Origin of the sequence: Streptomyces sp. SM18 (genome assembly GCF_002910775.2) — a bacterium.
Lineage (GTDB): Bacteria > Actinomycetota > Actinomycetes > Streptomycetales > Streptomycetaceae > Streptomyces > Streptomyces halstedii.
The window spans coordinates 7,213,799-7,240,438 of the sequence record NZ_CP029342.1; the positions used below are offsets into that span (position 1 = coordinate 7,213,799).

General features: G+C 71.4%; 26 protein-coding genes and 1 riboswitch. Of the genes, 14 read left to right on the forward strand and 12 right to left on the reverse strand.

The annotated features are described in order from the left end of the window. Positions 1-4: 4 nt before the first annotated feature. Entirely contained in the window at positions 5-322 is a 318-nt protein-coding gene (locus tag B9S64_RS32055; protein ID WP_103488803.1) for a hypothetical protein, read from the forward strand. Between the two features lie 153 nt (positions 323-475). Here the strand turns inward: B9S64_RS32055 and trxA are convergent, their stop codons facing one another. Further along, complete coding sequence (trxA, locus tag B9S64_RS32060; protein ID WP_103488802.1) at positions 476-859, reverse strand: thioredoxin; 384 nt, start codon at positions 857-859, stop codon at positions 476-478. Between the two features lie 116 nt (positions 860-975). Here trxA and B9S64_RS32065 point away from each other — a divergent pair, with 116 nt between their 5' ends. Further along, positions 976-2,415 carry an NAD(P)/FAD-dependent oxidoreductase gene (locus B9S64_RS32065; protein WP_103488801.1) on the forward strand — a complete coding sequence of 480 codons (1,440 nt, stop codon included), beginning with the start codon at positions 976-978 and terminating at the stop codon, positions 2,413-2,415. Positions 2,416-2,513: 98 nt separating this feature from the next. Here the strand turns inward: B9S64_RS32065 and B9S64_RS32070 are convergent, their stop codons facing one another. From B9S64_RS32070 to B9S64_RS32080, 3 genes are read right to left on the reverse strand one after another with little or no spacing between them, the layout of a single operon-like run. Next, positions 2,514-3,233 carry a phosphatase PAP2 family protein gene (locus B9S64_RS32070; RefSeq protein ID WP_146060040.1) on the reverse strand — a complete coding sequence of 240 codons (720 nt, stop codon included), beginning with the start codon at positions 3,231-3,233 and terminating at the stop codon, positions 2,514-2,516. Continuing rightward, positions 3,230-3,859, reverse strand: a complete 630-nt coding sequence (locus B9S64_RS32075) for a phosphatase PAP2 family protein (RefSeq protein ID WP_103488799.1) — start codon at positions 3,857-3,859, stop codon at positions 3,230-3,232. The genes B9S64_RS32070 and B9S64_RS32075 overlap by 4 nt, the downstream gene beginning before the upstream one ends. After that, positions 3,859-4,110 (reverse strand): hypothetical protein, encoded by a 252-nt coding sequence (locus tag B9S64_RS32080; RefSeq protein ID WP_103488798.1) that lies wholly within the window; start codon positions 4,108-4,110, stop codon positions 3,859-3,861. Before B9S64_RS32080 ends, B9S64_RS32075 begins: the two co-directional genes overlap by 1 nt. A 506-nt stretch (positions 4,111-4,616) precedes the next feature. On the opposite strand from B9S64_RS32080, the gene efeO reads away from it, so the two are divergent. The 5 genes from efeO to B9S64_RS32110 all read left to right on the forward strand — a co-directional run bounded on the left by efeO (position 4,617) and on the right by B9S64_RS32110 (position 9,480). Beyond that, the gene (gene efeO, locus B9S64_RS32090) at positions 4,617-5,780 is read left to right on the forward strand and encodes an iron uptake system protein EfeO (RefSeq protein WP_103488797.1); all 1,164 of its coding nucleotides are present in this window, start codon (positions 4,617-4,619) and stop codon (positions 5,778-5,780) included. Between the two features lie 29 nt (positions 5,781-5,809). Then, positions 5,810-7,048, forward strand: a complete 1,239-nt coding sequence (gene efeB, locus B9S64_RS32095; RefSeq protein ID WP_109492186.1) for an iron uptake transporter deferrochelatase/peroxidase subunit — start codon at positions 5,810-5,812, stop codon at positions 7,046-7,048. 44 nt (positions 7,049-7,092) lie between these two features. Next, positions 7,093-7,941 (forward strand): iron uptake transporter permease EfeU, encoded by an 849-nt coding sequence (efeU, locus tag B9S64_RS32100; protein ID WP_103489396.1) that lies wholly within the window; start codon positions 7,093-7,095, stop codon positions 7,939-7,941. A 103-nt stretch (positions 7,942-8,044) separates the two neighbouring features. Then, positions 8,045-8,878 (forward strand): ABC transporter permease, encoded by an 834-nt coding sequence (locus B9S64_RS32105; protein WP_103489397.1) that lies wholly within the window; start codon positions 8,045-8,047, stop codon positions 8,876-8,878. Next, positions 8,878-9,480 carry a hypothetical protein gene (locus tag B9S64_RS32110; protein ID WP_103489398.1) on the forward strand — a complete coding sequence of 201 codons (603 nt, stop codon included), beginning with the start codon at positions 8,878-8,880 and terminating at the stop codon, positions 9,478-9,480. Before B9S64_RS32105 ends, B9S64_RS32110 begins: the two co-directional genes overlap by 1 nt. 62 nt (positions 9,481-9,542) lie before the next feature. On the opposite strand, the gene B9S64_RS32115 is transcribed toward B9S64_RS32110, so the two are convergent. From B9S64_RS32115 to B9S64_RS32130, 4 genes are all read right to left on the reverse strand, one after another. Continuing rightward, the gene (locus B9S64_RS32115; RefSeq protein ID WP_103489399.1) at positions 9,543-11,075 is read right to left on the reverse strand and encodes an ABC transporter ATP-binding protein; all 1,533 of its coding nucleotides are present in this window, start codon (positions 11,073-11,075) and stop codon (positions 9,543-9,545) included. Next, entirely contained in the window at positions 11,072-11,917 is an 846-nt protein-coding gene (locus B9S64_RS32120) for an ABC transporter permease (RefSeq protein WP_103489400.1), read from the reverse strand. Before B9S64_RS32120 ends, B9S64_RS32115 begins: the two co-directional genes overlap by 4 nt. Beyond that, positions 11,914-12,804, reverse strand: a complete 891-nt coding sequence (locus B9S64_RS32125) for an ABC transporter permease (RefSeq protein ID WP_103505154.1) — start codon at positions 12,802-12,804, stop codon at positions 11,914-11,916. The genes B9S64_RS32120 and B9S64_RS32125 overlap by 4 nt, the downstream gene beginning before the upstream one ends. Before the next feature lie 110 nt (positions 12,805-12,914). Further along, a complete protein-coding gene (locus B9S64_RS32130; protein ID WP_103489402.1) occupies positions 12,915-14,471 on the reverse strand; it encodes an ABC transporter substrate-binding protein in 1,557 nt (518 codons plus the stop codon). Positions 14,472-14,846: 375 nt separating this feature from the next. Here B9S64_RS32130 and B9S64_RS32135 point away from each other — a divergent pair, with 375 nt between their 5' ends. The 5 genes from B9S64_RS32135 (at position 14,847) to B9S64_RS32155 (ending at position 20,753) form a co-directional block, all read left to right on the forward strand. Further along, a complete protein-coding gene (locus tag B9S64_RS32135; protein WP_103489403.1) occupies positions 14,847-15,836 on the forward strand; it encodes a TauD/TfdA family dioxygenase in 990 nt (329 codons plus the stop codon). A gap of 20 nt (positions 15,837-15,856) precedes the next feature. After that, a complete protein-coding gene (locus tag B9S64_RS32140) occupies positions 15,857-16,873 on the forward strand; it encodes an ornithine cyclodeaminase family protein (protein ID WP_103489404.1) in 1,017 nt (338 codons plus the stop codon). Further along, entirely contained in the window at positions 16,864-18,234 is a 1,371-nt protein-coding gene (locus tag B9S64_RS32145) for a Y4yA family PLP-dependent enzyme (RefSeq protein ID WP_103489405.1), read from the forward strand. The genes B9S64_RS32140 and B9S64_RS32145 overlap by 10 nt, the downstream gene beginning before the upstream one ends. A gap of 75 nt (positions 18,235-18,309) precedes the next feature. Further along, complete coding sequence (locus B9S64_RS32150; RefSeq protein ID WP_103489406.1) at positions 18,310-19,341, forward strand: cysteine synthase family protein; 1,032 nt, start codon at positions 18,310-18,312, stop codon at positions 19,339-19,341. Positions 19,342-19,346: 5 nt separating this feature from the next. Further along, on the forward strand, positions 19,347-20,753 hold the full coding sequence (locus tag B9S64_RS32155; protein ID WP_103489407.1) for an MATE family efflux transporter: 1,407 nt from the start codon (positions 19,347-19,349) through the stop codon (positions 20,751-20,753). A gap of 134 nt (positions 20,754-20,887) precedes the next feature. On the opposite strand, the gene B9S64_RS32160 is transcribed toward B9S64_RS32155, so the two are convergent. Next, entirely contained in the window at positions 20,888-21,850 is a 963-nt protein-coding gene (locus B9S64_RS32160) for a M48 family metalloprotease (RefSeq protein WP_109492187.1), read from the reverse strand. Continuing rightward, a complete protein-coding gene (locus B9S64_RS32165) occupies positions 21,847-22,230 on the reverse strand; it encodes a BlaI/MecI/CopY family transcriptional regulator (RefSeq protein WP_103491654.1) in 384 nt (127 codons plus the stop codon). The genes B9S64_RS32160 and B9S64_RS32165 overlap by 4 nt, the downstream gene beginning before the upstream one ends. Before the next feature lie 302 nt (positions 22,231-22,532). Continuing rightward, positions 22,533-22,650: riboswitch (cobalamin riboswitch) on the forward strand. Positions 22,651-22,787: 137 nt separating this feature from the next. Between B9S64_RS32165 and B9S64_RS32170 the strand changes: the two genes are divergently transcribed. Then, positions 22,788-23,291, forward strand: a complete 504-nt coding sequence (locus tag B9S64_RS32170; RefSeq protein WP_103491653.1) for a DUF4430 domain-containing protein — start codon at positions 22,788-22,790, stop codon at positions 23,289-23,291. Positions 23,292-23,488: 197 nt separating this feature from the next. On the opposite strand, the gene B9S64_RS32175 is transcribed toward B9S64_RS32170, so the two are convergent. Both B9S64_RS32175 and B9S64_RS32180 read right to left on the reverse strand, forming a co-directional pair. Further along, positions 23,489-24,316: an aldo/keto reductase gene (locus B9S64_RS32175; protein WP_103491652.1), complete on the reverse strand. Its 828-nt coding sequence runs from the start codon at positions 24,314-24,316 to the stop codon at positions 23,489-23,491. Positions 24,317-24,398: 82 nt separating this feature from the next. Then, complete coding sequence (locus tag B9S64_RS32180; RefSeq protein ID WP_103491651.1) at positions 24,399-25,814, reverse strand: NAD-dependent succinate-semialdehyde dehydrogenase; 1,416 nt, start codon at positions 25,812-25,814, stop codon at positions 24,399-24,401. Between the two features lie 307 nt (positions 25,815-26,121). Between B9S64_RS32180 and B9S64_RS32185 the strand changes: the two genes are divergently transcribed. Next, positions 26,122-26,385, forward strand: a complete 264-nt coding sequence (locus B9S64_RS32185) for a GlsB/YeaQ/YmgE family stress response membrane protein (protein ID WP_028440478.1) — start codon at positions 26,122-26,124, stop codon at positions 26,383-26,385. Positions 26,386-26,640: the final 255 nt, after the last annotated feature.

Sequence of the window (26,640 nt, forward strand, 5' to 3'; positions counted from 1 at the left end):
CACCATGAGCCATCCGCAGAGCTACGAGATCCTGCTGGTCCCGGAACACGAGGCGGACACCAGGACGCCCGACCCGGACACGGCCCTGCGCTCGGCGGTCGTCGAGGCCACCGGCGACACCGGCGAGTCGGGCTACCCCCGCTACACGGGCGAGGGCGTGGAGGCGGACATCGATCCGGCGACGCACACCGTGGAGGCACTCCTGGTGGACGGCACGGAGATCGACTACGGCCTCACGGTCCGGATCGCGGAGCACATCGGCGGGAGGCGGGAGGAAGAAGAGGGCCCCGGCGCCACGGGCACGGACGCACCGGCGGGCTGAGGCCGCGTCTCACGCGGGTCCCCGACCGGCACAAGGGCGTGGGCGTACGTTCCGGCGTACCGGTGAGTGTCCGTACGGTGTTCAACGGTTCCGGACAGTCTCAGGGCCGGACCTCCCGGGTCCGGCCCCTGAGCGCCGTACGGATCCGTGGAGCTACGGGTTCTCCTGCTGTGCCTGCTGCTTCTGCTGCTCGACCGACTTGCGGACCTCGTCCATGTCCAGCTTCCGCGCCTGCCCGATGACATCTTCGAGCGCCGACTCCGGAAGCGCCCCGGGCTGGGAGAAGACCGCCACGTTGTCACGGACGATCATCAGCGTGGGAATGGAACGGATCTCGAAGGCGGCCGCGAGCTCCTGCTGCGCCTCCGTGTCCACCTTGGCGAAGACCAGGTCGGGGTGGCGCTCGGACGCCGCGTCGTACACCGGCGCGAACTGCCGACACGGCCCGCACCAGGAAGCCCAGAAATCGATCAGCAAGAAGTCGTTGTCGGTCACGACCTGATCGAAGTTTTCCTTGGTGAGCTCTACGGTGCTCATACGCTGATACCTCTTCCTGGGTCCGTTCGGACCTGTTCCCGCACAACGGCGACGTCGCTTGCGCTATTCCGCCTTCCCATGTGGCCGTGGCCCACACCCACGATCACACTGGGCCCATGACTGACGCAGTGAAGAACAGCGCATACGACGTCGTGGTGATCGGCGCCGGGCCCGTCGGCGAGAACGTCGCGGACCGCACCAGGGCCGCCGGACTGAGCACCGCGGTGGTCGAGTCCGAACTCGTCGGCGGCGAGTGCTCGTACTGGGCCTGTATGCCCAGCAAGGCCCTGCTGCGGCCGGTCGTGGCCCGCGCCGACGCGCGCAAGGTCCCCGGTCTGGGCGGAGCCGTCCAGGGGCCCCTCGACGCGGACGCCGTCCTCGCCTACCGCGACGAGGAGGCCTCCCACTGGAAGGACGAGGGCCAGGTCTCCTGGCTGGACGGCGTCGGCGCGGACGTCTACCGCGGCAAGGGGCGGCTGACCGGGGTCCGCGAGGTCTCCGTCACCGGTCCGGACGGCCGGGAGACCCGCCTCACCGCACGCCACGCCGTCGCGGTGTGCACCGGTAGCAGGGCCGTCGTCCCGGACCTGCCGGGTGTCGCCGATGTACGTCCGTGGACCAGCCGGGAGGCCACCAGCGCCAAGGAGGTACCCGGCCGGCTCGTCGTCGTGGGCGGGGGAGTGGTCGGGGTGGAGATGGCCACCGCCTGGCAGGGGCTCGGCGCCCAGGTGACCATGCTGATCCGCGGCGGGCGGCTGCTGCCGAAGATGGAACCCTTCGCCGGGGAACTGGTCGCCGACGCGCTGACCGAGGCCGGAGCCCGCATCCGTACCGGCGTGTCGGCGGTCTCGGTAGGCCGGCCCGCCCCGGACGGTCCCGTCACGGTGGAACTGGACGACGGTACGAGCGTCGAGGCCGACGAGATCCTCTTCGCCACCGGCCGCGCCCCGCGCACCGACAACCTGGGCCTGGACACCGTGGGCCTGGAGCCCGGCTCCTGGCTGGACGTGGACGACAGCTGCCGCGTGGCGGGGAGCGACTGGCTGTACGGCGTCGGAGACGTCAACCACCGGGCGCTCCTGACCCATCAGGGCAAGTACCAGGCCCGTGTCGCGGGAGCCGCGATCGCGGCCCGCGCCCAGGGGGACCCGCTGTCGCGGACCGAGCCGTGGGGCGCGTACGCGGCCACCGCCGACCACGCCGCCGTACCGCAGGTCGTCTTCACCGACCCCGAGGCCGCCTCGGTCGGACTCACCCTGGCCGAGGCGGAGGAGGCGGGCCACCGGGTGCGGGCCGTCGACTACGACCTGGCCTCGGTCGCGGGCTCCGGCCTCTTCGCGCAGGGGTACAGGGGACGGGCCCGGATGGTCGTGGATCTGGACCGGGAGATCCTGCGCGGGGTCACCTTCGTCGGGCCGGGCATCGGTGAGCTGCTGCACTCCGCGACGGTCGCGGTGGCGGGCGAGGTGCCCCTCGACCGGCTCTGGCACGCGGTTCCGGCGTATCCGACGATCAGCGAGGTCTGGCTGCGGCTGCTGGAGACGTACCGGGGCTGACAGGTCCTCGGACGTCTTCAGGGCCCAGGAGGCCGCCGGGGACGGACTCTCCGCACACCGGGGCTTCGGAGCGCCGGTGTGTCGGGGCAGCGCGGCGGTCACCCCGCCCTGGGACCGGAAGGCGGCGCGGTGACACGGGCGACGATCGCGGCCGCCAGCAGTACCCACGCCGCGGCGAGGAGCCAGCCCGCGAGCACGTCGGTGGCCCAGTGCACGCCCAGCCACACCCGGCTGACCCCCACGACGGCGGCCCACACCACGGTCAGGCCCACCCACAGCCGGTACGCGGCCGGGCGGCGCGCGAGCAAGGCCAGGAGGAGGAGTCCGGCGGCCATCGCCGAGGTGGTGGTGTGGCCGGAGGGGAACGACCAGCGCGAGGCGTGGGTGAGCCAGTCCTGCGCCGGAGGCCGCGGGCGGGCGATCGCCGTCATCAGCCCGAAGCGCAGTACCTGCCCGAGCGCGAGCCACGCGGCGGACGCGAGCGCCGGCAGGGCGAACCGGACCGCGGGAGGGCGCTCTCGTACGAGTGGGAGGGCGGGTGCGGCGATCAGGCCCGCCCCCAGCGCCACCAGGTACGGGACGACGCCGGTGCCGGTGGCCGTCACGGCGCGGAGGACGGTGACGAGCTGGGACGGCCGGTTGTCCAGGGCCCAGCCGCGCACAGAGGTGTCGGGGACGACCGGCCCGCCGTCCGCGGCGAGCACCGCGCCCGACACAGCCGCGAACGCCACAGCGGCGAGCACGCACCACCACACCGTGCGGCGTCGGGCCCGGCGCACGGCCGCACGGGCGGACGCGGACGCACGGGCCGGACTCATGAGGCGATCAGCGGACGCAGACGGGTCCGGCCGAACAGCCCCGCCACCGTCCGGGCGTTCCGCGACACCAGCGGCGCCAGAGACAGGGCGACGAGGGCGCCGACGGCGAGTCCGGCGAGGACGTCGTGCGGATAGCGGGCCCCGACCCACACCCGGGAGGCCGCCATCGCCGACGCGAGGACGGTCGCGATCACGCCGAGGCGGGCCGAGACGGACCACAGCGCGACGGCCGCCGTGGCGGCCAGCGTGGCGTGATTACTGGGGAAGGACCAGTCGCCGGGCGCCTGGCACGCTTCCACGGTGATGACGTGCAAGGACTGGCACGGCCGGTTCTCGTGCACCGCCTGCTTCAGCACGGTGCTGACGGCGAACGCGATCACGGTCAGGACCGGGGCGGCCAGGGCCTTCACCGCCTGCCGCGCGTCCCGCGTGCGGGCCTGCCACCATCCGATCAGCATCAGGACGGCGAACAGGACCAGCCCGTACGTGGAGAACACCGAGACGAGACCGTCCAGCCAGGCCGGGGCGTCGCGCGCGGCATCGACGACGTGCGTGTACACGTTCCCGTCGATGCCCGAACCGTCATGGCCCGAGGCGGCGGTGATCGTTGTCGTGGCGGCGTGCATCAGGCTTCGCCCCCGTCGGTCTCGTGTGTGCGCCGGGAGCGCGGCGATTCCAGGGCGACAGGGACGAGGGAGACGACCAAGGCGTATCCGGTGAGCACCAGGCCGACGGTCCACACGAGTCCGCCGAGCACGGTCTCGGCGAACACCACGACGCCGATGCCGGTCGTGCCGAAGGCGGCGAGGAGCGACTGCGCGTCGGGGATCTTCACGGCGAGCCGGGGCGGGGGTACGGCTTGGTACGCGAGCGTCATCGGCGCTGGGCCCCTTCGGCAACGGGTGGTCGGGCCTACCGGACGCGGGCGAGGACCGCTGCCGCGACACACAGCGCACAGCCCTTGCGTCTACAGGCCAGTAGGCGGTCTACGTCACTGTAGACGATTCGGCGGAAGGGGCGGTTCCGTGACCGGCGCGGTGGGGGAGCGCAGGCCGTGACCGCGGTGTGGTGCCGGCCCGGTTCGTCGGAGGGCTCGACCCCGCCGACGAGGCGGAGCTGAGGCGACTGCCGGGCGGGGGCGACCGCTGATCGCCCTGCCCCTGATCCCTCTGGTCCTGCCCCGGGTGCGGCCGGCGCGCGGACGGGCTCATCTCGCCGCGCGGCGCCACCTGTTCCTGCCTGTCGCGCGGCCGGCCGGACGGTTGTGTCGCCGAGGGTGCGATAAGGGCAGCCTTCCCTCACTGTCTACATGTGCGTAGACTCCGCTGCGGCCGGGCGGTCATGCCCGCGCCGTCGGCTCCCCCTCGTGAATTGAGGCACCCCATGTCCGTCAGACCTCGTCCCCTTCTCCTCGGCGCCGGCACGGCGATAGCCGTCGCCGTGACACTGTCGGGCTGCACGCAGAAGGCGTCGAGTGAGGACGGTGCGGTCTCGGTGACCGCCTCGGACTCGGTGTGCGAGGTCTCCAGGACCGAGTTGCCGGCCGGGCACGTCAGCCTGGCCCTGGAGAACAAGGGCTCCAAGATCACCGAGGTGTACGTCCTCTTCCCGGACGGCCGGATCGCGGCCGAGCGGGAGAACATCGGCCCCGGTACGAAGGCGACTCTGGTCACCGAACTCACGGCGGGCGACTACGAGATCGCGTGCAAGCCCGGTATGAAGGGCGACGGCATCCGGCAGAAGATCGCGCTCACCGGCAAGGACACGGCCGCCGAGCGCAGTCCGGAATCCGACGCCGCGGTCGCCGCCTACCGCTCCTATGTGCTGGCGCAGGCCGAGCAGACCCTGCCCAGGGCACAGGCGTTCGCCGACGCGGTGAAGGCCGGCGACGTCGAGAAGGCGAAGGGACTGTACGCCTCCTCCCGGATCGGGTGGGAGCGCACCGAGCCGGTCGCCGAGTCCTTCGGTGACATCGACCCCAAGGTCGACGTCCGTGAGGACGGCCTCGAGGACGGCCAGGACCCCACGACGGACTGGACCGGCTGGCACCGCCTGGAGAAGGCGCTGTGGCAGGACAAGAAGATCGGTGACCGGGAGAAGGAACTCGCCGATCAGCTGATGACCGACCTGAACGCCTGGGTGAAGAAGGTGGGTACCGCCGAGATCACCCCGACGTCCATGGCCAACGGCGCGAAGAGCCTGCTCGACGAGGTCGCCCGCAACAAGGTCACCGGCGAGGAGGAACGCTACTCGCACACCGACCTGATCGACTTCAAGGCCAACCTCGAAGGCGCGCGGCGGTCGTACGACCTGCTGAAGCCGATCGCCCAGAAGAACGATCCGGCGCTGGCCAAGGAGCTCGGCCAACGGTTCGCGTCGCTGACCGGGCAGCTGGACGCCTACCGCACCGACGACGGCGCGGACGAGGACTCCTACACCTACACGTCCTACGACACGGTCTCCGAGGCCGAGCGCAAGGAACTCTCCGACGGGGTCAACGCGCTGGCCGAGCCGCTCTCCAAGCTCGCCGCCGCAGTCGCGAAGTGAACCGCACGGCATCACAGGCAGGAACAGGAATGTCCGGTCAACCGTCTGAGGCCGCCTTCTCGCGGCGCGCGGTGCTCGGCTGGGGCGGCGCCGGGCTCGCGCTGGGCGCCGCCGCCGCGGGCGGCGCCGTGGCCGTCGCGGGCGCCGCAGGAGACGACAGCCCATCCGGTGGGGGCGCCGTCGCCTTCCACGGCCCCCATCAGGCCGGCATCGCCACCGCGGTCCAGGACCGGCTGCACTTCGCGGCCTTCGACGTGAAGACGGGCGACCGTGCCGAGCTGATCCGCATGCTCAAGGAGTGGACCCGGGCGGCCGAGCGGATGACGGCGGGGCGTGCCGTCGGTGACGGCGCGTACGGAGGCATGCCGGAGGCGCCGCCCGACGACACCGGTGAGGCCCTCGGCCTGCCGCCGTCCCGTCTCACCCTGACCATCGGATTCGGCCCGTCCCTGTTCGACGGCCGGTTCGGCCTGTCCCGGCGGCGGCCGGACGCACTGGTCGACCTGCCGAAGTTCCCCGGCGACAACCTCGATCCGGCCCGTGGCGGCGGCGATCTGTGCGTGCAGGCGTGCGCCGACGACCCGCAGGTCGCGGTACACGCCATCCGCAATCTCGCCCGGATCGGCTTCGGCACGGTCGCGGTGCGCTGGTCCCAGCTCGGGTTCGGCAAGACGTCCTCGACCACGCCCGACGCGCAGACCCCGCGCAATCTGTTCGGGTTCAAGGACGGCACCCGAAACGTCTCCGGCACCGACCCCGCCGGTCTCGCCCGGCACGTGTGGGCCACCGGGCACGGCGGAGCGGGCTGGATGGCGGGGGGCTCGTACCTGGTGGCCCGCCGGATCCGGATGAACATCGAGACCTGGGACCGCACCTCCCTCCAGGAGCAGGAGGACGTCTTCGGCCGCGACAAACGCGAGGGTGCACCGGTCACCAAGGCCACGGAGCACGACGAGCCGTTCCTCAAAGCCATGAAGCCGGACGCGCACGTCCGCCTCGCGCACCCGGACTCCAACGCGGGGGCGACCCTCCTGCGGCGCGGCTACTCCTTCACCGACGGCACCGACAGCCTCGGCCGCCTGGAAGCCGGCCTGTTCTTCCTCGCCTACCAGCGAGACCCGCGCACCGGGTTCATTCCCGTCCAGAGGAGCTTGGCGCGCTCCGACGCGCTCAACGAGTACGTCCAGCACGTGGGTTCGGCCCTGTTCGCCGTCCCGCCCGGCGTCCGTGACACGGACGACTGGTGGGGCCGGGCGCTGTTCACCTGACACACCACAGTGCCCCACTGCTTCCACCGGAGAAAGGAACCGGCGTGTTCGGCAACTACCTGATCGGACTGCGCGAGGGCCTGGAGGCGAGCCTCGTCGTCTGCATCCTCATCGCCTACCTCGTCAAGACCGACAACAAGAGCCGGCTGGCGCCCGTCTGGACAGGCGTCGCCATCGCCGTCGCGCTCTCACTCGCCTTCGGAGCCCTGCTCCAATTCGGGTCCTCCACCCTCACCTTCCAGGCCCAGGAGATACTCGGCGGCACCCTGTCCATCCTCTCGGTGGGCCTGGTCACCTGGATGGTGTTCTGGATGCGGCGCACCGCCCGCCACCTCACGAGCGAACTCCAGGGCAAGCTCGATGCCGCCCTCGCGCTGGGCACCGGCGCCCTGGTGATCACCGCCTTCCTCGCCGTCGGCCGTGAGGGACTGGAGACCTCCCTGTTCATCTGGACCGCCGTGCAGGCCAGCGGTGACGGAGTGCGCCCGCTCATCGGCGCCGTGCTCGGTCTCGCCACCTCGGTCGTCCTGGGCTGGCTCTTCTACAAGGGCACGCTGCGCATCAACCTGGCCATGTTCTTCCGATGGACCGGCGCCATGCTCGTCCTCGTCGCCGCCGGTGTCCTCGCCTACGGCATCCACGACCTCCAGGAAGGCGACTTCCTTCCCGGGCTGCGCACCCTCGCCTTCGACATCAGCGGCACCATTCCCGCCGACTCCTGGTACGGCACTCTGCTCAAGGGCGTCTTCAACTTCCAGCCCGACCCCACCGTGCTCCAGGTCATCGTCTGGCTGCTCTACCTCGTCCCCGTCATGGCCCTCTTCCTCGCCCCTGGACGCATGGGTCCCGCCGTCCGGCCGCGGCAGCCCGTGGGTCGGCCGAGCGCCGAGTGACCCCCCCGCCGGTCGCCGCGCCTTCCCGAGCCGGGGCCGTACCGCGCCCGACGGGCCCGCGACATCCCTCGGGCCCGGAATCCGACAGCGACGGTGACTTCCCATGAACTCCGCCTCGGCCGCGCTCCTGCCGGTCAACGCCGTGCTCGGCTGGGTCCTGGCCGTGCTCCTCGCCGTGGCCGTCACGGTCACGGCCGTCGCCAGGCTCTCGCCGGAGCAGGGCTTCGGCCGCGCCCGCGGAGTGCTGGCCGCCGGGGTGCGCGCGGCCGTCCAACTGGCCGCCGTCTCCGCCGCCATCGGCTGGGTCGTCCACCACGGCACCGCTGTGCTCGGCTTCCTGCTCCTGATGTACGCCGTCGCCGTACGCACCGCGGGACGCAGGATCACCTCCGACAGCACCTGGTGGTGGGCGGCCCTGCCGATCGCTGCCGGTGTCCTGCCGGCCGTCACCCTCCTGCTGGCCACCGGCCTGCTTCCGCCGCGTGGCATCGCGCTCATCCCGGTGACCGGAATCCTGATCGGCGGCGCCCTCACCGCGACCGTCCTGGCCGGCCGGCAGAGCGTGGCCACCCTCCAGCAGCGGCACGGCGAGGTCGAAGCCGGCCTGGCTCTCGGCCTGGGCGAACGCGACGCCCGGATCGAGATCGCGCGCCCTGCCGCCTCCGACGCGCTGGTCCCCGGACTGGACCAGACCCGCACGGTGGGCCTGGTCACTCTCCCCGGCGCGTTCGTCGGCATGCTTCTGGGCGGAGCCGACGCACTCACCGCCGGAGCCGTACAGCTCTTCGTCCTCGTCGCCCTGATGGCCGTGCAGGCCGTCGCGGTTACCGTCACCCTCGAACTGGTCGCCCGCTGCCGCATCACCGCACCGAGCCGCGGCACAGCACCCCCACGGCCCCTGTGCCCCCGTCGTCGTGCGGTCCCCGGAGGGAGCTGATGTACGAGAGCCGAAGGCCCGAAGCCGACCTGGTCAGGGAAGCGGCACCACGAGCCGAGCGCGCGCTGGCCTGGCTGGAGGCACGGGACGAGGCCGAACAGCCCTTCCACGACTCGCTGGACGGCCTGCCGAACGAACGCGACGACCGCATGGCACGGATGGGTGACATCCTCCAGGCCACCGCACAAGGCCTCGGGGTACGGGCAGCCGCGGTGTGGGCCGGGGTGCCCGAGCGGCTCGTCCAGCAGTGGCTGGCACACGACGAGGAGTTCGCCTCCGCCGTACGGGCGGCCGCGACCCTGGCGGCGGCCAACGGGCTTGAGCCGGGCGGGAGGAGGACTCCCGCGGTCATCCGCGTGGTGATCCTGGCCATGAGCAGAGGTGAGTCCTGGAACACGGCCGCCGAGATCGCGGGCATCACCGGGTCCGGACTCCGTCAGATGTGGCGGTCCTCTCCCATGCTGGTGGCCTTGGTGGACAGGGCGAGGAGCGCACGGCCGCGCGGACCGAGGAGCTATGTCCCGCCGTCCTACCGGCCTCGGAAACCGGGGCGTACCGCCCCCACCCACGGGTACCGGCTCATGCGACGCGACCACTCGTAGGCGTCGGCTGCCGGGCCGCCACAGGCGGATCACGCAGGTGTCCGTTCCCGGGACCCGGGCTGTCAGCCGCGAGGAAGCGACTGATCGTGGGCCTGGGCGGGCCCCTTGCCGCTGAAGCGGTCGAGGAGAGCCGCGGTGGGCCCGCTCCCGGTGATGCGGCCGTCCTCCAGGACGTGGACGGTGTCGGTGTAGCGGGCGACCAGGTGGTGTTCGTGGGACACCACGACCAGCGTCATCCGGTGTTCGGCGCGCAGGCGCGTCAGGAGGTCCATGATGCCCGCCGCGGTGTCGGCGTCGAGGGCGGAGGTGACCTCGTCGCAAAGCAGGATGTCGGGTCCGGTGGCCAGCGCGCGGGCGATGGACACCCGCTGACGCTGGCCTCCTGACAGCTCTCCGGGACGGCGGTCGGCGTAGTCGGCGGGAAGGCCGACCTGGGCCAGGAGCTCGGTGACCCGTTCCGGGCGGGCGCTCTTGGGCAGACCGGTGTGCAGGCGCAGGGGGCGGGTGAGCTGCCGGCCGACGGTGTGGCGGGGGTTGAGCGCGGCGAGCGGGTTCTGTGGCACGAGTTGGACGCGCCGCCGCTGTTCTCGGGTGCGGCGCCGGACGAGGGCGTCCAGGGGACGTCCGTCGAGGACGAGTCGGCCGGTGTGGGTGGGGTGGAGTCCGGCCATCACGCGCAGCAGGGTGGTCTTGCCGGAGCCGGAGGGCCCGATGACGGCCGTGGCGGCGCCGGGCGGCGCACCGAACGCGACATCACTCAGGACGGGACGCCGGCTGCCCCGGAAGAAGGCATTGACCGCGTGGGCGGCGAGACCGTCTCCACTCGGGAGACGGTCTGGGCGGGTGACGGTGGTGGCGGGCTCGGCCGTGCGCGTACGGGGGACGGGCAGGGTCTTCGGAGTGAGGCGGATGGTGTGGTCCGCACAGGTCTCGACAAGGTGCGGATCGTGGGTGGCGATGACGACGGCGAGATCACGGGCGGCGGCGAGGTGACGCAGCAGATGGGCGATCTCGTCGCGCACGGTGTCGTCGAGTCCGGACGTCGGTTCGTCGAGCAGCAGGATCTTCGGGGCGTGGGCCAGTGCGCGGGCGAGAGCGACGCGTCGTTGCTGGCCGCCGGACAGGGCGGTGGGCCTGCGCCCCGCGATCCCCGTGTCCAGGGGCAGCCGGCACTCGGCGAGCAGCGCCAGAACCGTGTCCTCGCTCGGGTCGGTGGCGAGTTCGGCGACCAGACGGCGCGCGGTCATCCGCGGGTTGAGAGCGGAACCGGGGTCCTGGCCGACGTAGGCGAGCGCGGTACGGCGCAGCGTGCGCAGCTCCTCGGCGGGCAGTTGGTGCGGGGTGCGGCCGAGGACATCGAGGCTTCCGGTGACGCCGGCGCCTGGCGGGAGGTGACCGATCAGTGCGCGCAGCAGGGTGGTCTTGCCGGATCCGGAGGCACCCATGAGGGCGGTGACGTGTCCGGCGTGGAACTGCGCGCTGGTTTCGGGCAGCAGAACCGGGCCGTCGGGCACCCGAATTCCGAGACCGGTGACCGAGGCGACAGGTGTGGGGGAGACGGTGGTTGAGAGGGGGGCAGGGGCGAGGTCGCTCATGAGCGGGTCACCGCCTTCGCTGTGGTGTCGGGGGTCAGGGAGAGCGTGACCAGGTTGACGGTGATCGCCAGCAGGGCGATCGCCAGACTCGGGGCCATCACCGCCCAGGGGTTGAGGAGAATGCCGGAGGCGTTCTCGCGGACCATCAGTGACCAGTCCGAGGCCGGCGGCTGCGGCCCGATCTGCAGGAAACCCGCCATGGAGATGACGTAGACGGCTTCGACGAACCGGAGTCCGAACAGGGTGAGGACGGTGGCGCGGAGGTTGGGCAGGATCTCGCACAGCGCGATGTAGGGGGTGGACTCCCCGCGGGTCAGGGCGGCTTCGACGTAGCCGGCCGTGGCGAGCGGGGACGCGGCGGCGGCGACGACCCGTACCGCGTACGGCGTGCCGAGGACGACGGCGGCGGCGATCACCGCCCAGCGCCCGCCGCCGGGCCAGGCCAGGGCGATGAGCATGATGCCCAGGAGCGGCGGCAGGAGGATCGCGACGTCCGCGCTGCGTTCGACCGCACGCCCCAGCCGGGGTCGCAGCACGGCGAGGCAGCCGATCAGCACGGCCGCGACGGTGGTGACGACGGCGACGAGGAGGGCGCCGAGAATCACAGGGGTGCCGCCGTGCAGGACGCGGCTGAGCACGTCCCGGCCGAGCTGGTCCCCACCCAGCACGGCGCCGTCGCCGGCGGGGGCGAACGGTGCGGTGACGGGGGTGTCCACGGTGTGCGGGGCGATCAGCGGTCCGGTGAGGGCGAGCAGCAGCGGCAGGGCGGCCACGGCCACGAGTGCGGTGGCTCCGGCTCCGCGGGAGGGACGGCGTGCGGCCACGGGTGGGGTGACGGTCATGCGCGGTCTCCCAGGGTGGCGTAGCGGATGAGGTCGGCGGCCAGGAGTACGAGGCTGATCACTGCTCCGGCACACATGACGACTCCGGCGATCAGCGGTGTGTCGCGGGCGGCGACCGCGCCGGCCAGGACGCTGCCGATACCCGGGTAGTTGAACAGGGTCTCCACCACGACCGCTCCGCCGAACAGCAGGCCGGTGGAGGTCGCGAGTCCGGTGGCGATGGCCGGTACCGCGCCGGGCAGTTGGTGGCGCAGCAGGATCCGGCGTGGTGGCAGACCGTCGAAGTGCGCGGCCTCGACGTGCGGGGCGGACGCCTGGTCGGCCAGAGCTCCGCGTACGACGCGGGTGTTCCAGCCGGTCTGCGGGATGACGAGGGCGAGGACCGGCATGATCAGCATGGTCCAGGTGGCGGGCTTGCCGTCGCCGCCGGTCACGGTGACCGCGGGCAGCCAGCCGGTCCACAGGGACAGCACCAGCAGCAGGACGGCCGAGACCACGAACTCCGGCACCGCGAACGCGGCGGTCGAGGTGTGGGAAAGGAGCCGGTCGCCCGGCCGCCCGGGACGTGAGGCGCCCCAGCAGCCGAGCAGCAGGGAGAGCACCACGGTGATCACGAACGCGCTCACCGCGAGGACAAGGGTGTTGGGCAGCGGATCGGCGAGCAGCTCGGTAACCTTCTGTCCGCGGGCGGACGTGCCGAGGTCTCCGGTGGGCAGCGCGGTCAGCCAGTCCGCGAACCGCTCCCACACCGGCCGGTCCAGGCCCAGCAGGTGACGGCGCGCGGCAAGGTCGGCCGCGCTCTCCCCGCGCTCGGCGGCGGTGCCGGCCGCGTCCCCCGGCAGCAGCTCGACGGCCGCGAACACCAGCGCCAGCAACACGAAGAGCATGAGGAGGCGGCGCCCGACAACTCCCGCGATCCGCACGGCGACCGTCCCGGCCCGGCGCGCGGTGACCGCCCCCGCAGGGTCGGTCACCGCGCGGGTCCTGGCCGTCCGGCTCAACGCAGCCACACGCCTTCGAGCTGGACACGGCCGTAGCCGGGCAGCTTCGGCAGGTTCCGTACCCTGGCCGCGGCCAGGTCGATACCGTCGGCCATGCCCCACAGCAGGTAGCCGGAACGATCGTGCTCGATCTGCTGGAGTTCCTTCAGTGCGGCGGCGCGCTTCTCCGTGTCGGCGGTGCTGATGGCCTCGCGGTAGGCGGCGTCGAATCCGGCATCGTCCCAGCCCGCCTCGTTCTGGCCCGCCTCGCTGACCATCGTCTTGGACGCGAAGAAGATCACCGAGTCGTTGGTGCCCCAGTAGCCGGTGTAGAAGTCGCCGGACTTCCAGGTCTTCTCCCAGAACGCGCCGGACTCCTGCTTGACGACCTTGATTTTGATGCCGGCCTCGCGGGCCTGGTTCGCGAACAGCGTGGCCGAGTCCGCGAGGCCGGAGATGTCCTCGGTGGTGACCAGTTCGTACGTCCTGGACAGGTCGAAGCCCGCGTCCCTGAGCAGCTGTCCGGCCTTGGCCACATCGCGCCCGCGCTGCGGGATGTCCTTCGCGTACTCCGGGTCGCCGGTGCCCAGGATGTCGTTGGCGACGGTGCCGTACCCGGACAGGACCTGCTTGACCATCGCCTCGCGGTCCACCACCAGGCGCATCGCCTCACGAACCCGCACGTCCGCGAACGGACTGCCCTTGGCGGTCCGCATCACGATCGGCATGGCCATGTCGTTGGGACGGCGCAGCACCTGAATGTCCTCGCGCGATCCGGCGGTACGCGCGGCCACCGCACCGGCGTTGGAGGCGAGGTCGATCTGACCGGCCAGCAGGGCGTTCGCCATGGCCTGCGGCGTCTCGAACATCGTGACCTCGATCGCGTCGAGACGGACCTCGGGGCCGTACCACCGGTCATTGCGCACCAGGCGCGCGTTGCCGCCCCTGAACCAGTCCAGCTTGAAGGGACCGGTGCCGGGCGCCTTGGCGAGGTCCGCGTCCTTGGTGCCCTTCTTCATCACGAACGTGGCGAAGCGGGTCAGCAGGGGGAAGTCGGCATTGGCGTAGTCCGAGACGAGGACGACCGTGTCCGCGCCCTGGGCTCTGATGTTCTCTGCCTGGATTCCGGGCAGGCGTGCCGCGCCGGAGGGAGTGTCGCGCAGCCGCTTCAACGACCACACCACGTCCTCGGCGGTCACCGGAGAACCGTCGTGGAACACGGCACCCTTGGCGATCTCGAACGTCCACGTCTTCAGATCCTTGGAGGACTCCCACGACGCGGCGAGCCGCGGAGCGGTGTTCTCCTCGGCGCCCGGGACCGTGAGGGTGTCGAAGACGAGGGCGAGGATCAGGTAGTCGCTCTCGTTGGCCTGGGTGCCGTGCGGGTCACGGGTGATCGCGCTCGCATGCCCCAGCGCCCCGACGCGCAGGGTGCCGCCGGAGCGGGGCTCACCGGCGCCGCCGGAGCCCGCGGTGGCCTTGGAGTCCTCGTTGCCGCCGCCGCAGGCCGCGAGAAGTCCGGCCGCTCCGATGCCGGTGCCGGCCCACAGCAGCTGTCGTCTGGTGACGCCCACGTCTGATCCTCGTCTCAGGTTTGCGCTTGGTCGTTCTTAGGGTTACCTAACCGAAGTCGGCCAGACTTGGCAAGCCGTTCCGCCCCGCCCCGAGCGCCGCCCGAACCTGCGCTCGAATCGGTAACGTGCCTGCTCAATAAGGGTTTTGACGGAGCGTCAGGTCGACTCGAATCGACCGAAAATAGGACTACGTTGATGTAGTCAATCGCATCGATCAGGGTTGCCTTACCTGGTCGGCGTTGTTAGTTTCCTGGTGTCCGGCGGCGCCCCGAGCCGTGCGACGCCCGACCGGAATTCCCATTTCCCCGCCGTGAGAGCCGGTGCGGCGATGCCGCATGCCCGCGCTCCGTCGCGTCCTGCCTGGAAGGTGCCACCGTGCCCACCTGCCCTGCCCCGGTACGCCCTCTTGACGATGCCGCCGCAGCCGAACTGACCGCCCTCGCGGCCAAGCTGCTGGCCGACCACAACGCGGCCACCTCGCCCGAACTGCTGGCCGCCCTGCCCGGCACATGCGCTCAGCTCTCCGACACCGTCCGCCACGCACTGCGCCCCGTGGACACCGCCGACGGACTGTTCGTCCTGCGCGGCCTGCACGTGGACGACACCGAACTCGGCCCCACCCCCGGCCACTGGTCGAGCGTCGGTGACGCCGGAGCCCTGTGGGACGTGGTCCTGCTGCTCGTCTCCACGTCGATGGGCACGCCGATCGCCTGGGACGGCCAGCAGGACGGCCGGTTCGTCCACAACATCGTTCCCTCGCCCGGTCACGAGAGCGAGCAGACCGGTGCCTCCAGCGATGTGCTGCTCACCCCGCACACCGAGGACGCCTTCCACCCCGGCCGTGCCCACCTGCTCCTGCTGTGCTGCCTGCGCAACCACGACGACATCGCCACGACCGCGGCCAGCATTCGCCGAACCGCCCTCGGCCAGGCGGACGTGGAGCGGCTCAAGCGGCCTGTGGTGCCGATCCTGCCCGACGACGCCTACGAGGAAGCACAGCGGTTCGCCGGCCGTCCCGCGCCGGTGCCGACCCTGTTCGCCGCGCCCGAGGGTCTGACCATGCGGTTCGACCCGGCCTACACGCCCCTGGACGAGGCCGATGCCGAGTGGAGGGAGGCGTACCGGCGACTGGAGGACGAACTGGCCCGTGTCTCCGTCGCGGTGAGTCTGGAGCCGGGCGACGTCCTGGTCGTGGACAACGACGTCGTCGTCCACGGGCGCGTTCCCTTCACCGCCCGCTACGACGGCACCGACCGCTGGCTCAAGCGCGCCTCCGTCCGCGTCGGGGGCCGCCCGACCCGCCCCGCGGCCGAACGCGGCGAACACGGCTACGGCCAGGCCGCCCTGACCGCCTGGCCTGCCTGACGGGCACGTTCCACCCCCCGATGAACCACTTCTCGAAAGGCCCCTCCATGGACCGGGACGACACCACCCTGCGCGTACTGTCCACCAGTGACCTCGCCGGTCTGGACATGCCCCTGGCCGACGTCGTCGACACCGTCGAGCAGGCGTACCGCGCGCTGGCGGCAGGCACGTCGGACAACCCGCGCAAGCTCACCGCCAAGCCCGCCGACGGCCACTCCGTCTCGTACGCGATGCTCGGCCGCGACGGCGTCCGCGACGTCGTCGCGATCAAGACCTCGTACAAGCACGGACTGCACGAGAGCCGCGACCGGCAGCACTACTACACGACCCTGACCCTCTACGACGACGTCACCGGACTGCCGGTCGCCATGATGGACTGCTCCCGCATCGGGTCCCTGCGCACCCCGGCCGCCTCTGCCCTCCTGGCCCGCGCATGCGCCGCCCCCGGCGCGTCGACCGCGCTCGTGATCGGTACGGGCACCCAGGGGCGTCTCGCCCTGCCTTTCCTGCTGACCACCCTGCCCACGCTGGAGCGCCTGCTGCTGTCAGGCACCCACCCCGACGGCATCGCCGCCGTCCGCGCCGAACTCGCCCGCCACTTCCCGGGCCGTGACGTGGAACTGGTCAGCGACCTCAAGGCCGCCGCCCGTGAAGCCGATGTGGTCGTCGCAACCGCGGGCGCCCACACGCCCGTCGCGATCGAGGCCGACTGGCTCAAGCCCGGCGCCACCGCGGTCCTCGTCGGCCATGGCCTGGCCCCCTCGACCCTGCACCGCGCCGACCGGGTCATCGCCACCAGCGAGGCGCAGATGCGGATCACCGGGACCGACATGGCCGACGCCGACGGCAACCTGCCCGCCGTGGACCTGGAGCTGCCCGCCATCGTCTCGGGCGTCTCCAAGGCCCGTACCGCGGCCAAGCAGCGCGTCTTCGCCTACAACAGCGGTCTGGTGGTCACCGACATCGCCCTGGGGCACCGCTTCGCACAACTCGCCATCGAACAGGGGCTCGGAACGGAGATAGCACTGTGGAAGTAACCACCACCTCCTGGCCGGCGCTTCCCGCCCTGCCCGACCCGGCCACGACTCCGGTCGTCGTCGGCGGACTCGCCGCCGAACTCGCCTACGCGCTGGACGGCCCGTTCCACTTCCTGCTCCCTGACGCCTTCACCGCCAACCTCGCCGCCATGCGGGAGGTTCTCACCGGCGCCGGCGTGGACGGCTTCATCTACTACGCGAAGAAGGCCAACAAAGCGGCGGTCTTCGTCGAACGAGCCGCCACCGGCGGAGCGGGCATCGACGTCGCCTCCACCGGCGAACTGCGCGAAGCCCTCGGCCACGGCGTCCGCGCCGAACACCTCATGGTCACCGGACCCGCCAAGAATCCCGACCTGCTGCGCCTGGCCGTCACACACGGCGCGACCATCGCCGTGGACGCCCTCGACGAGCTCGACCGGGTGATCTCCCTGGCGCTGACGGGCCGCGTGCGCCCGGCCCGAGTGCTGCTGCGCGTTCTGCCCGGTGCCCAGCCGCATTCACGGTTCGGCATGAGCGAGAGCGAACTGGCCACCGCCCTCGAACGGTGTCTTCAGGCCAGGGACGCGATCCGGATGGAGGGCTTCAGCTTCCACCTGTCCGGCTACGCTCTCCAGCCCCGGGCCGACCTCGCCGCACGCCTGGCCGACCAGTGCCTGAAGGCACGGGTCATGGGCTTGGAAGCCGGCCGGATCTCGATCGGCGGCGGCTTGCCCATCAGCTACACCGACGCCGACAGCTGGCACACCTTCCTCGAAACCCAGCACCCCGCCCACTTCCACGCCCGCAAGACGTTCCAGCCCCGCGACTTCTACCCCTACCACTCACCCGTCGCCGGACCCGAGGCGCTGGCCGCGCTGCTGGCGACCTGCCCGGAAGGTTCCGAGGCTGCCCTGGCCGAGGTCATCCGCGACGCGGGAATCCAACTGCTCCTCGAACCCGGACGGGCCCTGCTCGACCAGGCCGGCGCCACCGTCTTCCGGATCCAGGGTGTCAAGGACCGCGACGGCTACCAGATCCTCACCGTCGACGGCACCAGCCTGAGCCTCTCCGAGCAGTGGTTCCACAGCGAGTACCTCCCCGACCCGCAGCTGATCCCCGTCGACCAGGACGCCGCCACCGGGGTGTTCCCGGCCAGCGTGGGAGCCGCGACCTGCCTGGAATCGGACATGCTCACCTGGCGCAAGATCGCCTTCCCGCACCCGCCGCGCGTCGGGGACCTGCTGCTCTACCCGAACACGGCCGGCTACCAGATGGACTCCAACGAGTCCCCCTTCCACGACCTGCCGCTGCCGCCCAAGGTCGTCATCGACCGCATCGACCAGGTCCGGCCGCGCTGGCGTCTCGACCGACACTTCACCTGACCCCTGATCCCTGATCCCTGACCCCTGACGCCTGACCACCCGCCCCGCACCCTTCCCGTCACAGGAGCCCCCTTGATGTCCGGAGCCCTTCAGCGGCCCGCCGTCGTCTCCCGCGTATCCGACCTGATCGGCTGCACCCCCCTGCTGGCACTGGCCACGACCGAGACCGGCAGCCGCCTGCTGCTGAAGCTGGAGATGTTCAACCCCACCGGCACCGCGAAGATCCGCATGGCCCGCGCCATGATCGACGCCGCCGAATCCGCAGGCGATTTGCGCGCCGGGGGGCGGATCATCGAATCCACCTCCGGCAACACCGGACTCGGCCTCTCCGTCATCGCAGCCGAGCGCGGCTACACCTTCACCGCCGTCGTCGACCACCACGCCGCCGCCGACAAGCTGCGCGCCATGAAGGCCCTGGGCGCCGAACTCGTCTACGTCGATGCCGGCGGTGACGGCAGCGAACTCCACACCGCCGCCCGTGAAGAACTCGCCGAGGACATGGCCCGGGACGAGGACAACACCGTCTTCACCGAGCAGCACAACAACCCGGCCAACGGCGTCGGCTACTTCCCCGTCGCACACGAGTTGGCGGAAGCCCTCGACGGTCGCCTCGACGTTCTCGTCGGGGCCGTCGGCACCGGTGGTGGTCTGTGCGGTACGAGCCGCGAACTCGCCAAGCTCATCACCGGTTTCACGACGATCGGCGTGGAGCCCAAGGGATCGACCGCGTTCGGCGGGCCCGCCCATGACTACTACCAGTCCGGCACCGGTACCCCCGAAGGTGCCGAACTCGGCGCTCTGGTCGACTTCGCCCTCATCGACGAGGGCGTCAAGGTCGGTGACGTCGAAGCCTTCGCCACCTGCCGCGCCGTCGCCAGGACCGGGCTGCTCATCGGCGGCTCCGCCGGCGGCGTGGTCTACGAGGCCCTCACGCGTCTGTCCTCTCTGCCGCCGGGCACCACCATGGTCGCCCTGATCAACGACGGAGGGGAGAAGTACATGGACACCGTCTTCAACGACGACTGGATGACCCAACGCGATCTCCTCAGCGCCGAGACCGAACGCGAAGTCGAAGAACACCTCACCAAGCTCCGCGGGAACCGGTAGACCCGATGCCGACCACCCTCCTCCGCGACAGCCGCGCGCTCGGTGCCCTCGCTGTTCCGCTCGTCCTCACCCAACTCGCGCAGGTCGCCCTGACGACCACCGACACGGTGATGTCGGGCCTGCTGGGTACCACCGAACTCGCGGCCGGCGGCCTCGCCGTCGTCATCTTCAACCAGATCCGCACCATGGGCGTCGGCCTGGTCACCTCCGTCGGCAACCACATCGCCGCGGCGGCCGCCCGAGCGGAACGCACCAGCACCGGCGCGGACGACGGGAACGCACGAAGGGCGGCGACCGACGAGGCCAGGCGCATCGTCCGGGCCGGTCTGGCCGTCGCCACACTGGCCGGCGCCGCGGGCGCCCTCGTCATGATTCTCATCGGACAGGCTTTGCCCTCGCTCGGGCAGGACGCCGGCATCGTCGACCTCACACAGCCGATGCTCTACGCCCTCGCACCCGGTCTTCTGCCCTGCCTGTGGTTCCAGGCGATACGTCAGTTCACCGTCGGTATGCGCCGCCCCCAGGCCCTCCTGCGGATCACCCTTGCCTCCATCGCCGTGAACGCCGGACTGAACTGGGTCCTCATCCACGGCACCTTCGGCCTGCCCGAGCTCGGCCTGACCGGCGTCGGCATCGCCACCTCCGGCGTCCACCTGCTGTCCTTCCTCGCCCTCTACCTCGCCGCGAAGCGGGACAGCGAGCTGGCGCCGCTGCTGACCCTGGACATCACCCGCGCCGACGCCGCCACCCTCAAGCGTCTCCTCGGCCTGGGCGTCCCGATCGCGGCCACCTACGGCTCCGAGGCCGGATTCTTCTCCGTCACCGCCCTGATGGCGGGTTCCCTCGGCCCCGACGCCCTCGCCGCGCACACCGCCGTCAACCAGCTCGTCTACATCGCCTTCCAGGTCGCCGTCGGTCTTTCCCACGCCGCGTCCGTCAACGTCAGCCGCGAACTCGCCCTCGGTGACCACGACGGTGCCCGCCGCATCAGGAACACCGCGTTGGCCTGCGCCGGCGCCGTCATGGCCCTGGTCGGCATCGTGTATCTCACCCTGCCTCACCTGGTCCTGGCCCCGTTCCTCGACACCGGCTCCGACCAGGCTCTGACCATCGCCACCCAGCTGCTGATCGTCGCCGCGTTCCTGCAGTTCTTCGACTGCGCCCAGAACATCGGCGTCGGCCTCCTGCGCGGACTGGACGACACCAGAAGCGGCTTCCGCATCACGCTGATCGGCTACTGGGTCATCGGACTGCCCGCCGCGTGGTTCCTCGCCTACGGGCTTCACCTGGAGACCCTGGGCATCTGGCTCGGGCTCCTCACCGGCCTCGCCGCCACCGCACTTCTGCTGCTGCGCCGGTACAACACCGCACTCGCCGCGACCCGCCCTCGGCGCACGTCGGCCACCGCCTGACCACCGGGTTCCCACGGACTCGCCGACCGGCCGGAGGCCGGCAGCGAGTCCATGGGCTGCTCCTTCGTCATGGGTGTCGCATGCGAACGACGAGATGCCGAACCCCTCGGGCGCGTCTGATCCGCACCACGCGCTCAACGCACCGTGCGGCCGGACGGCGCTCCGATCAGCTGTCGCGCCGCGTACTCCACGTACTCGTGCAGCCCGTACGCCAGCGCGAGCGCCGCGAGGGCCGCGACGACCACCGCCCCCGCCAGGGCGACGGCACCGGCGCGCCGGGCGCCCCCGCGCGGGGCCGCGGGCTCCGGCAGGAGCAGGGCCTGGACACGTCGCGGCACGGGCCCGCTGGTCGCCGACAGCAGCGGATGGCGGGCCGCACGACCGTGCGCGGACCTGGCCAGAGCCGCACGCGCGATGGCCGCGGCGGCCGCGCGCCGATCGCCCACGACCGCGGCAGCCACCTCGTCCGCCCACCGCTCCAGGTGGAAGGCCAACGCGTCCCGCACGCCACGCATCGCGGGATGGACGACCGCGGCGAGATCGACCACCGCCGACAGCAGATGATGACGTCCGGAGAGGTGCGCCCGCTCGTGCGCCAGCAGCACCTCTCGCTCGCCCTCCTTCAGCGACCGCACCATCGCCGCCGTCACGACGACCCGGCCACGGCGGCCCCGGTACCCGGGAAGCGCGAAGGCATCCACGTCGGTCCCCGGGACGACCAGCACGTCGCCGTCGCTCGTGCCCTCGTCCGCCGCCGCCCACGCGCGACCGAGCACACCACGATGCTGAAGCCGGCGCCGCACCAGCAGCACCAGCTGCGCCACCATCACCGCGCCGGCGGCGCAGGCGAGAGGCACCGCGGTCGGCCACTCCTCCAGCACACGCGTCAGGGACAACCGCTCCAGCGAGGCGAGGAACGGAACGTGGAACAAGGCGACCAGGGCGGAAATCGTCCCGCCCGCCAGCAGGACGGACGCGCCCGTCAGCTCCCAGCACGCCCATCGGGGCGGCAGCCGGTCGGCGAGACGTGTCGCGATGGCCGCCCCGCCCCACGGGAGCGCGAGAGCGAGGACGACCACGACCAGCACATACGTCACTCGGGCTCGCCCTCAGCTTCCAGGAGCAGGCGCCGCAACGTCTCCTCGTCCCCCTCGGACAAGGACGAGACGAAACGCTTCAGCACCAGGTCACGGCGGGGATCGCTCTCCAGCTCGCGACGCATACGACCCGCGACGAGCCCCGCCTCGTCGTGCACCGGCTCGTAGGCGAAACCGCGCGTCACAGGGATCCGGCGCAGGGTGCCCTTGTCGTGGAGGCGGCTCAGGATCGTGGCCATCGTGGTCCTGGCGAGCCCGTTGTCGAGCGCGGCGTTCACCTGCTGCGCGGTCATCGGCTCACCCGCCTCCCACAGCACTGCCAGCACTTCAGCGACGAGTTCGCCGTGCTGACGTCTCTCGTCCCGACGCTTCTTCGGCACCGTCTCTCCTGTCCTCCCACGCCCCGGCGCCGGCGAGCCCGGCGCAGCCTGATCCCTCCGCCGCTCATACGCGTGCGGGCGGAGGGCACAGATGTCTCTCAGGTATGGCTAATCTACCGCCCGGGGTGAAGGAGTGTCGTGGGTCACGTACCCCTCGGATCGAGGCCGGGGATGTGCCTTCTCCGGGGCTCGTTGTTCTGGGCCGGAGAAGTTCCGGCGGCGCTACCCCGCCGCCGAGGCGCGCCCTGGCGGCATCTCGCCAACTGGCCTTAGCATGCGACTGCTTCGGCACGTCCGGGGCGACAACTGAATGCGTGCGTGCTCAGGGGGAAGCCGGTGGGAATCCGGCGCTGACCTGCAACCGTGTGCGGCCTCTCCGGGCCGCGAGTCGGAGAACCCGGCGCGTGACGTGCACCGCTTCCCTCTGTCATGGTCTGCAGCGCGAAGCCCGCAGCACTGCTCCGCCCCGCCCCGCCGCACGCCGTGCGGACGGGTACGACGGCGAGCGGCCGGCTCCGGTCAGGGCGGCAGACGACCCGTACCAGGAAGGCACCTCCGTGCACCTGACAGCAGCCCGTCGCACCCTCTTTGTCTCGGCCGCCCTCGGCCTCGCCCTCACCTCCGCTCCCGCTGTCGCCCGACCCGCCGTCGCGCAACCGCAGGGCACGGTCCCGACGAACACCCCGGTCAAGGTGACCGTGGTCGTGGACGGGCCGGACGGCCGTCTCTTCAAGGGCAGGACCAGGACGCAGGGGCACGACGTGACCACCGCCACCGGCGGTACCCACAGATGCGACGGCACCAACGGCGGCGCCCACCCCAGCGCCGTCCCCACCCCGACGGCGGCCCTCGACGACGCGGCACGCAAGAGACAGTTCACCTGGGACGGAGCCTGGTACGCCTCGTTCGACGACTTCTCCGTCGACACGATCAAGAACGTCGGTGGAGGCGGCGCCGCCTACTGGAACATCTCCGTCAACGGCACTCCGACGCCCGTGGGCGGATGCCAGTTCAAGCTGAACGCCGGGGACACGGTCGCCTTCACCTGGACCGCGTTCTAGGTGTATTGAGCGCCCTCGCCCCGTCAGCTGTGACCGCCCCGGACCGCCCCGGTTCGTACACCGTGCAGGACGTGCGCCGTCACGTCGGTGGCGCACGACGCGTGGACCGGGGCGGTTGACGTGGGCCGGACCGTCCGGCTCGCAGATCCCGCCTCGCCGAACGGGGGGACCGTCCCTCCCGGCCGGGCGGCGAGGACTCAGCCGTTGAAGTGGTCCGGGTCCAGCCCGGTCCGCTCGTCGCGGTTCAGCGCCGAGATCTCGGCCATGTCGCCCTCGGTGAGGGAGAAGTCGAAGAGAGCGAAGTTCTCCTCGACGCGCTCGCGCGTCACCGACTTGGGGAAGACGATGTCCCCGCGCTGGAGGTGCCAGCGCAGCGTCACCTGGGCCGTCGACCTGCCGACCCGTTCGGCGACGGCGGCGATCACCGGATCGCCGAGCACCTTGCCCTGGGCGATGGGGGACCAGGCCTCGGTGGCGATCTCGTGCTCGGCGCCGAAGGCCCTGACGGCGTCCTGGGTGAGGTAGGGATGCACCTCGATCTGGTTGACGGCGGGCACGACCTGGGCGCTCTCCAGCAGCCGGCGCAGGTGCGGCGGCTGGAAGTTGGACACGCCGATGGCCTTGGCCCGCCCGGAACGGTAGATCTCCTCCATGGCCTTCCAGGTCTCCGTGAAGTCACCCCTGCCCGGCAGCGGCCAGTGGATGAGGAAGAGGTCCAGGTGGCCCAGGTCCAGTGCCTCCATGGTCCCGTCGAACGCCCTGAGGGCGTCGTCGTACGCGTGGGCGCCGTTGTCCAGCTTGCTGGTCACGAAGACGTCCGCGCGGTCGAGCCCGGAGTCCCGGACCGCCTGTCCGACCTCCTTCTCGTTGCCGTACATCTGCGCGGTGTCGATGTGGCGGTAGCCGGTCTCCAGGGCCGCCAGGGTCGCCTCGCGCGTCTGCTCCGGGGGGATCTGGAAGGTCCCGAAGCCGAGCTGGGGGATGCGCACGCCGTTGTTGAGGGTGACGTCGGGTACTGCGGACACGGTGACTCCTTGCCTTGTCGGTCGGTGGTCTGGGACGGCGGGACGCCGGGGGCTCCCGGACGGTGCCGCCGTGGGGTCGTCCTCAGCCGGCGATGCCGCGGAGTTCGGCGTCGGGCGGCAGGACGCGTACGAGCTTGCGGTTGACGAACTCCCGCATGCCGAGTGCCGAGAGCTCACGCCCGTAGCCGGACCGCTTGATCCCGCCGAAGGGCAGGTCGGCCTGGGTCGAGGTCGGGTGGTTGACCCAGATCATTCCGGTCTCCACCCGCTCGGCGACCCGGCGGCCGCGCTCCACGTCGGCACAGAAGACGGAGCCGCCGAGGCCGTACCGGCTGTCGTTGGCGAGGGCGACGGCCTCGTCCTCGTCGGCGACCCGGTACACCACCGCGGCGGGGCCGAAGAGCTCCTCCGCGTAGGCCCGCATCCCGGGTTTGACGCCGGTGAGGATCGTCGGCTCGACGAAGGCGCCGGGACGGTCGATCCGGTGGCCGCCGAGGACCAGTTCGGCTCCCTGGTCCACCGTCTCGCGGATCTGGTCGGCCAGGCTCGACGCCGCCTGCTCCGAGGAGAGCGGGCCCAGGGTGGTCGCCTCGTCCGCCGGGTCGCCGGGGCGCAACGCCTCGAACCCGCGCCGCATCCCGTCCACGAAGGCGTCGTAGACGTCGGCCAGCACGATGAACCGCTTCGACGCCACGCAGCTCTGCCCGGTGTTCGCCATCCGGCCGGCCACCGCGGCGCCGACCGTGCGCTCCAGCCCTTCGCCGTCCAGGACGATGAAGACGTCGCTGCCGCCCAGCTCCAGCAGGCTGGGCTTCATGTTGCGCCCGGCCCGTTCGGCGACCTGGGCGCCCGCCCGTTCGCTGCCGGTGAGCGAGGCTCCCCGTACGACCGGGCTGTCGATGATGCGCGAGACCTCGTCGTGGCTCACGAACAGGTTGGTGTAGACGCCCTGGGGGGCTTCCGCGTCACGGAACAGCTGTTCCAGGGCGAGCGCCGACTGCGGGCAGATCCCGGCGTGCTTGACCAGGACGGTGTTCCCCAGGACCAGGTTCGGCCCCGCGAAGCGCACCACCTGGTAGTACGGGAAATTCCACGGCATGACGCCCAGCAGGACACCGAGCGGTTCGTTGACGAGGTACGCCTCGCCCTCCTCGACGTCGAGCCGCTCGTTCTCCGCGAACGCGGGACCGTTCTCCGCGTAGTAGGAGAGGATCGACGCCGCGAGATCCACCTCCCCCCGCGCCTCGGAGATCAGCTTGCCCATCTCCAGGGTGAGCAGCTGTGCCAGTGGCTCCTTGCGCTCCCTCATCAGCTCGGCCGCCCGTCCGATTACCGCGGCGCGCTCCCCGATCGGCCGCTTCCGCCAGGCGCCGAACGCCTGACCTGCGGTATCGAGGACGGAGTCGACCTCCGCACCCTCGATCACGGGGAAGGTGGCCTGGGTTTCCCCGGTGTACGGACTGACCGTGGCGAACGGGCTCTTGCGCTGATCCGACATGGAATCTCCAGTACGACGGGGTGGTGCGGCGGGCTGTGCGGGGCAGCGGGGAACAGACGGAACAAAGCGTTCCGCCCACGTAACCCTCTCTGCGTGGTACCCGGTGCGAAGAGCTGAAAACAGTACGAACGCGGATAAACAATCTTCCTCGGTGCGGGGGAGGGGGCGGGTCGGTGAGATCAGAGGCGCGGCTTTCGCCGAGGGCCTGCCGGAACGGGCGTGTTTCCGTCGGATCGGGGCAGACAGCGGACATGTCCCGGGGCGCGAACCCGGGAGACACCCGAGAGCCACGGAAGAAGGGGCAGGCATGGAGATCTCCGGCATCATCAGCGCGATCGTCGTCGGCATCGTGATCGGCATCCTGGGACGGCTCGTACTCCCGGGCCGACAGCACATCGGCGTGCTCTGGACCATCGTCGTCGGTATCGTCGCGGCCTTCGTCGGTACGGCGGTCGCGGCCGCCTTCGGGGTCGCGGACACCAAGGGGATCGACTGGATCGAACTCGCCATCCAGGTCGGCCTGGCCGTCGTCGGTGTGGCCGCTCTCGAACGGCTCAAGTCCCGTAGCTGACGCCGTACCCGACGTGGAGGCGGTCCTCGGAGGCTCGTGCCACGCAGGGACCCCCGCCGACTGCCACGCCCCCACCCGTCCGTCCGCAGGGGGCCTGGCAGCCGCGCGGGCGTCCTGCCGTGAGCCGCCACCCGCCGCTCCTTCGGCGCACGGCCGGCACGTCCCCGCACAGCCCGGTGAGACACGGTTCCGTTCCGTGTTCCGGGGCATACGGAAGGTCCCGAAGCACCGGAGACAGACCGGGGGCGGGCCGGA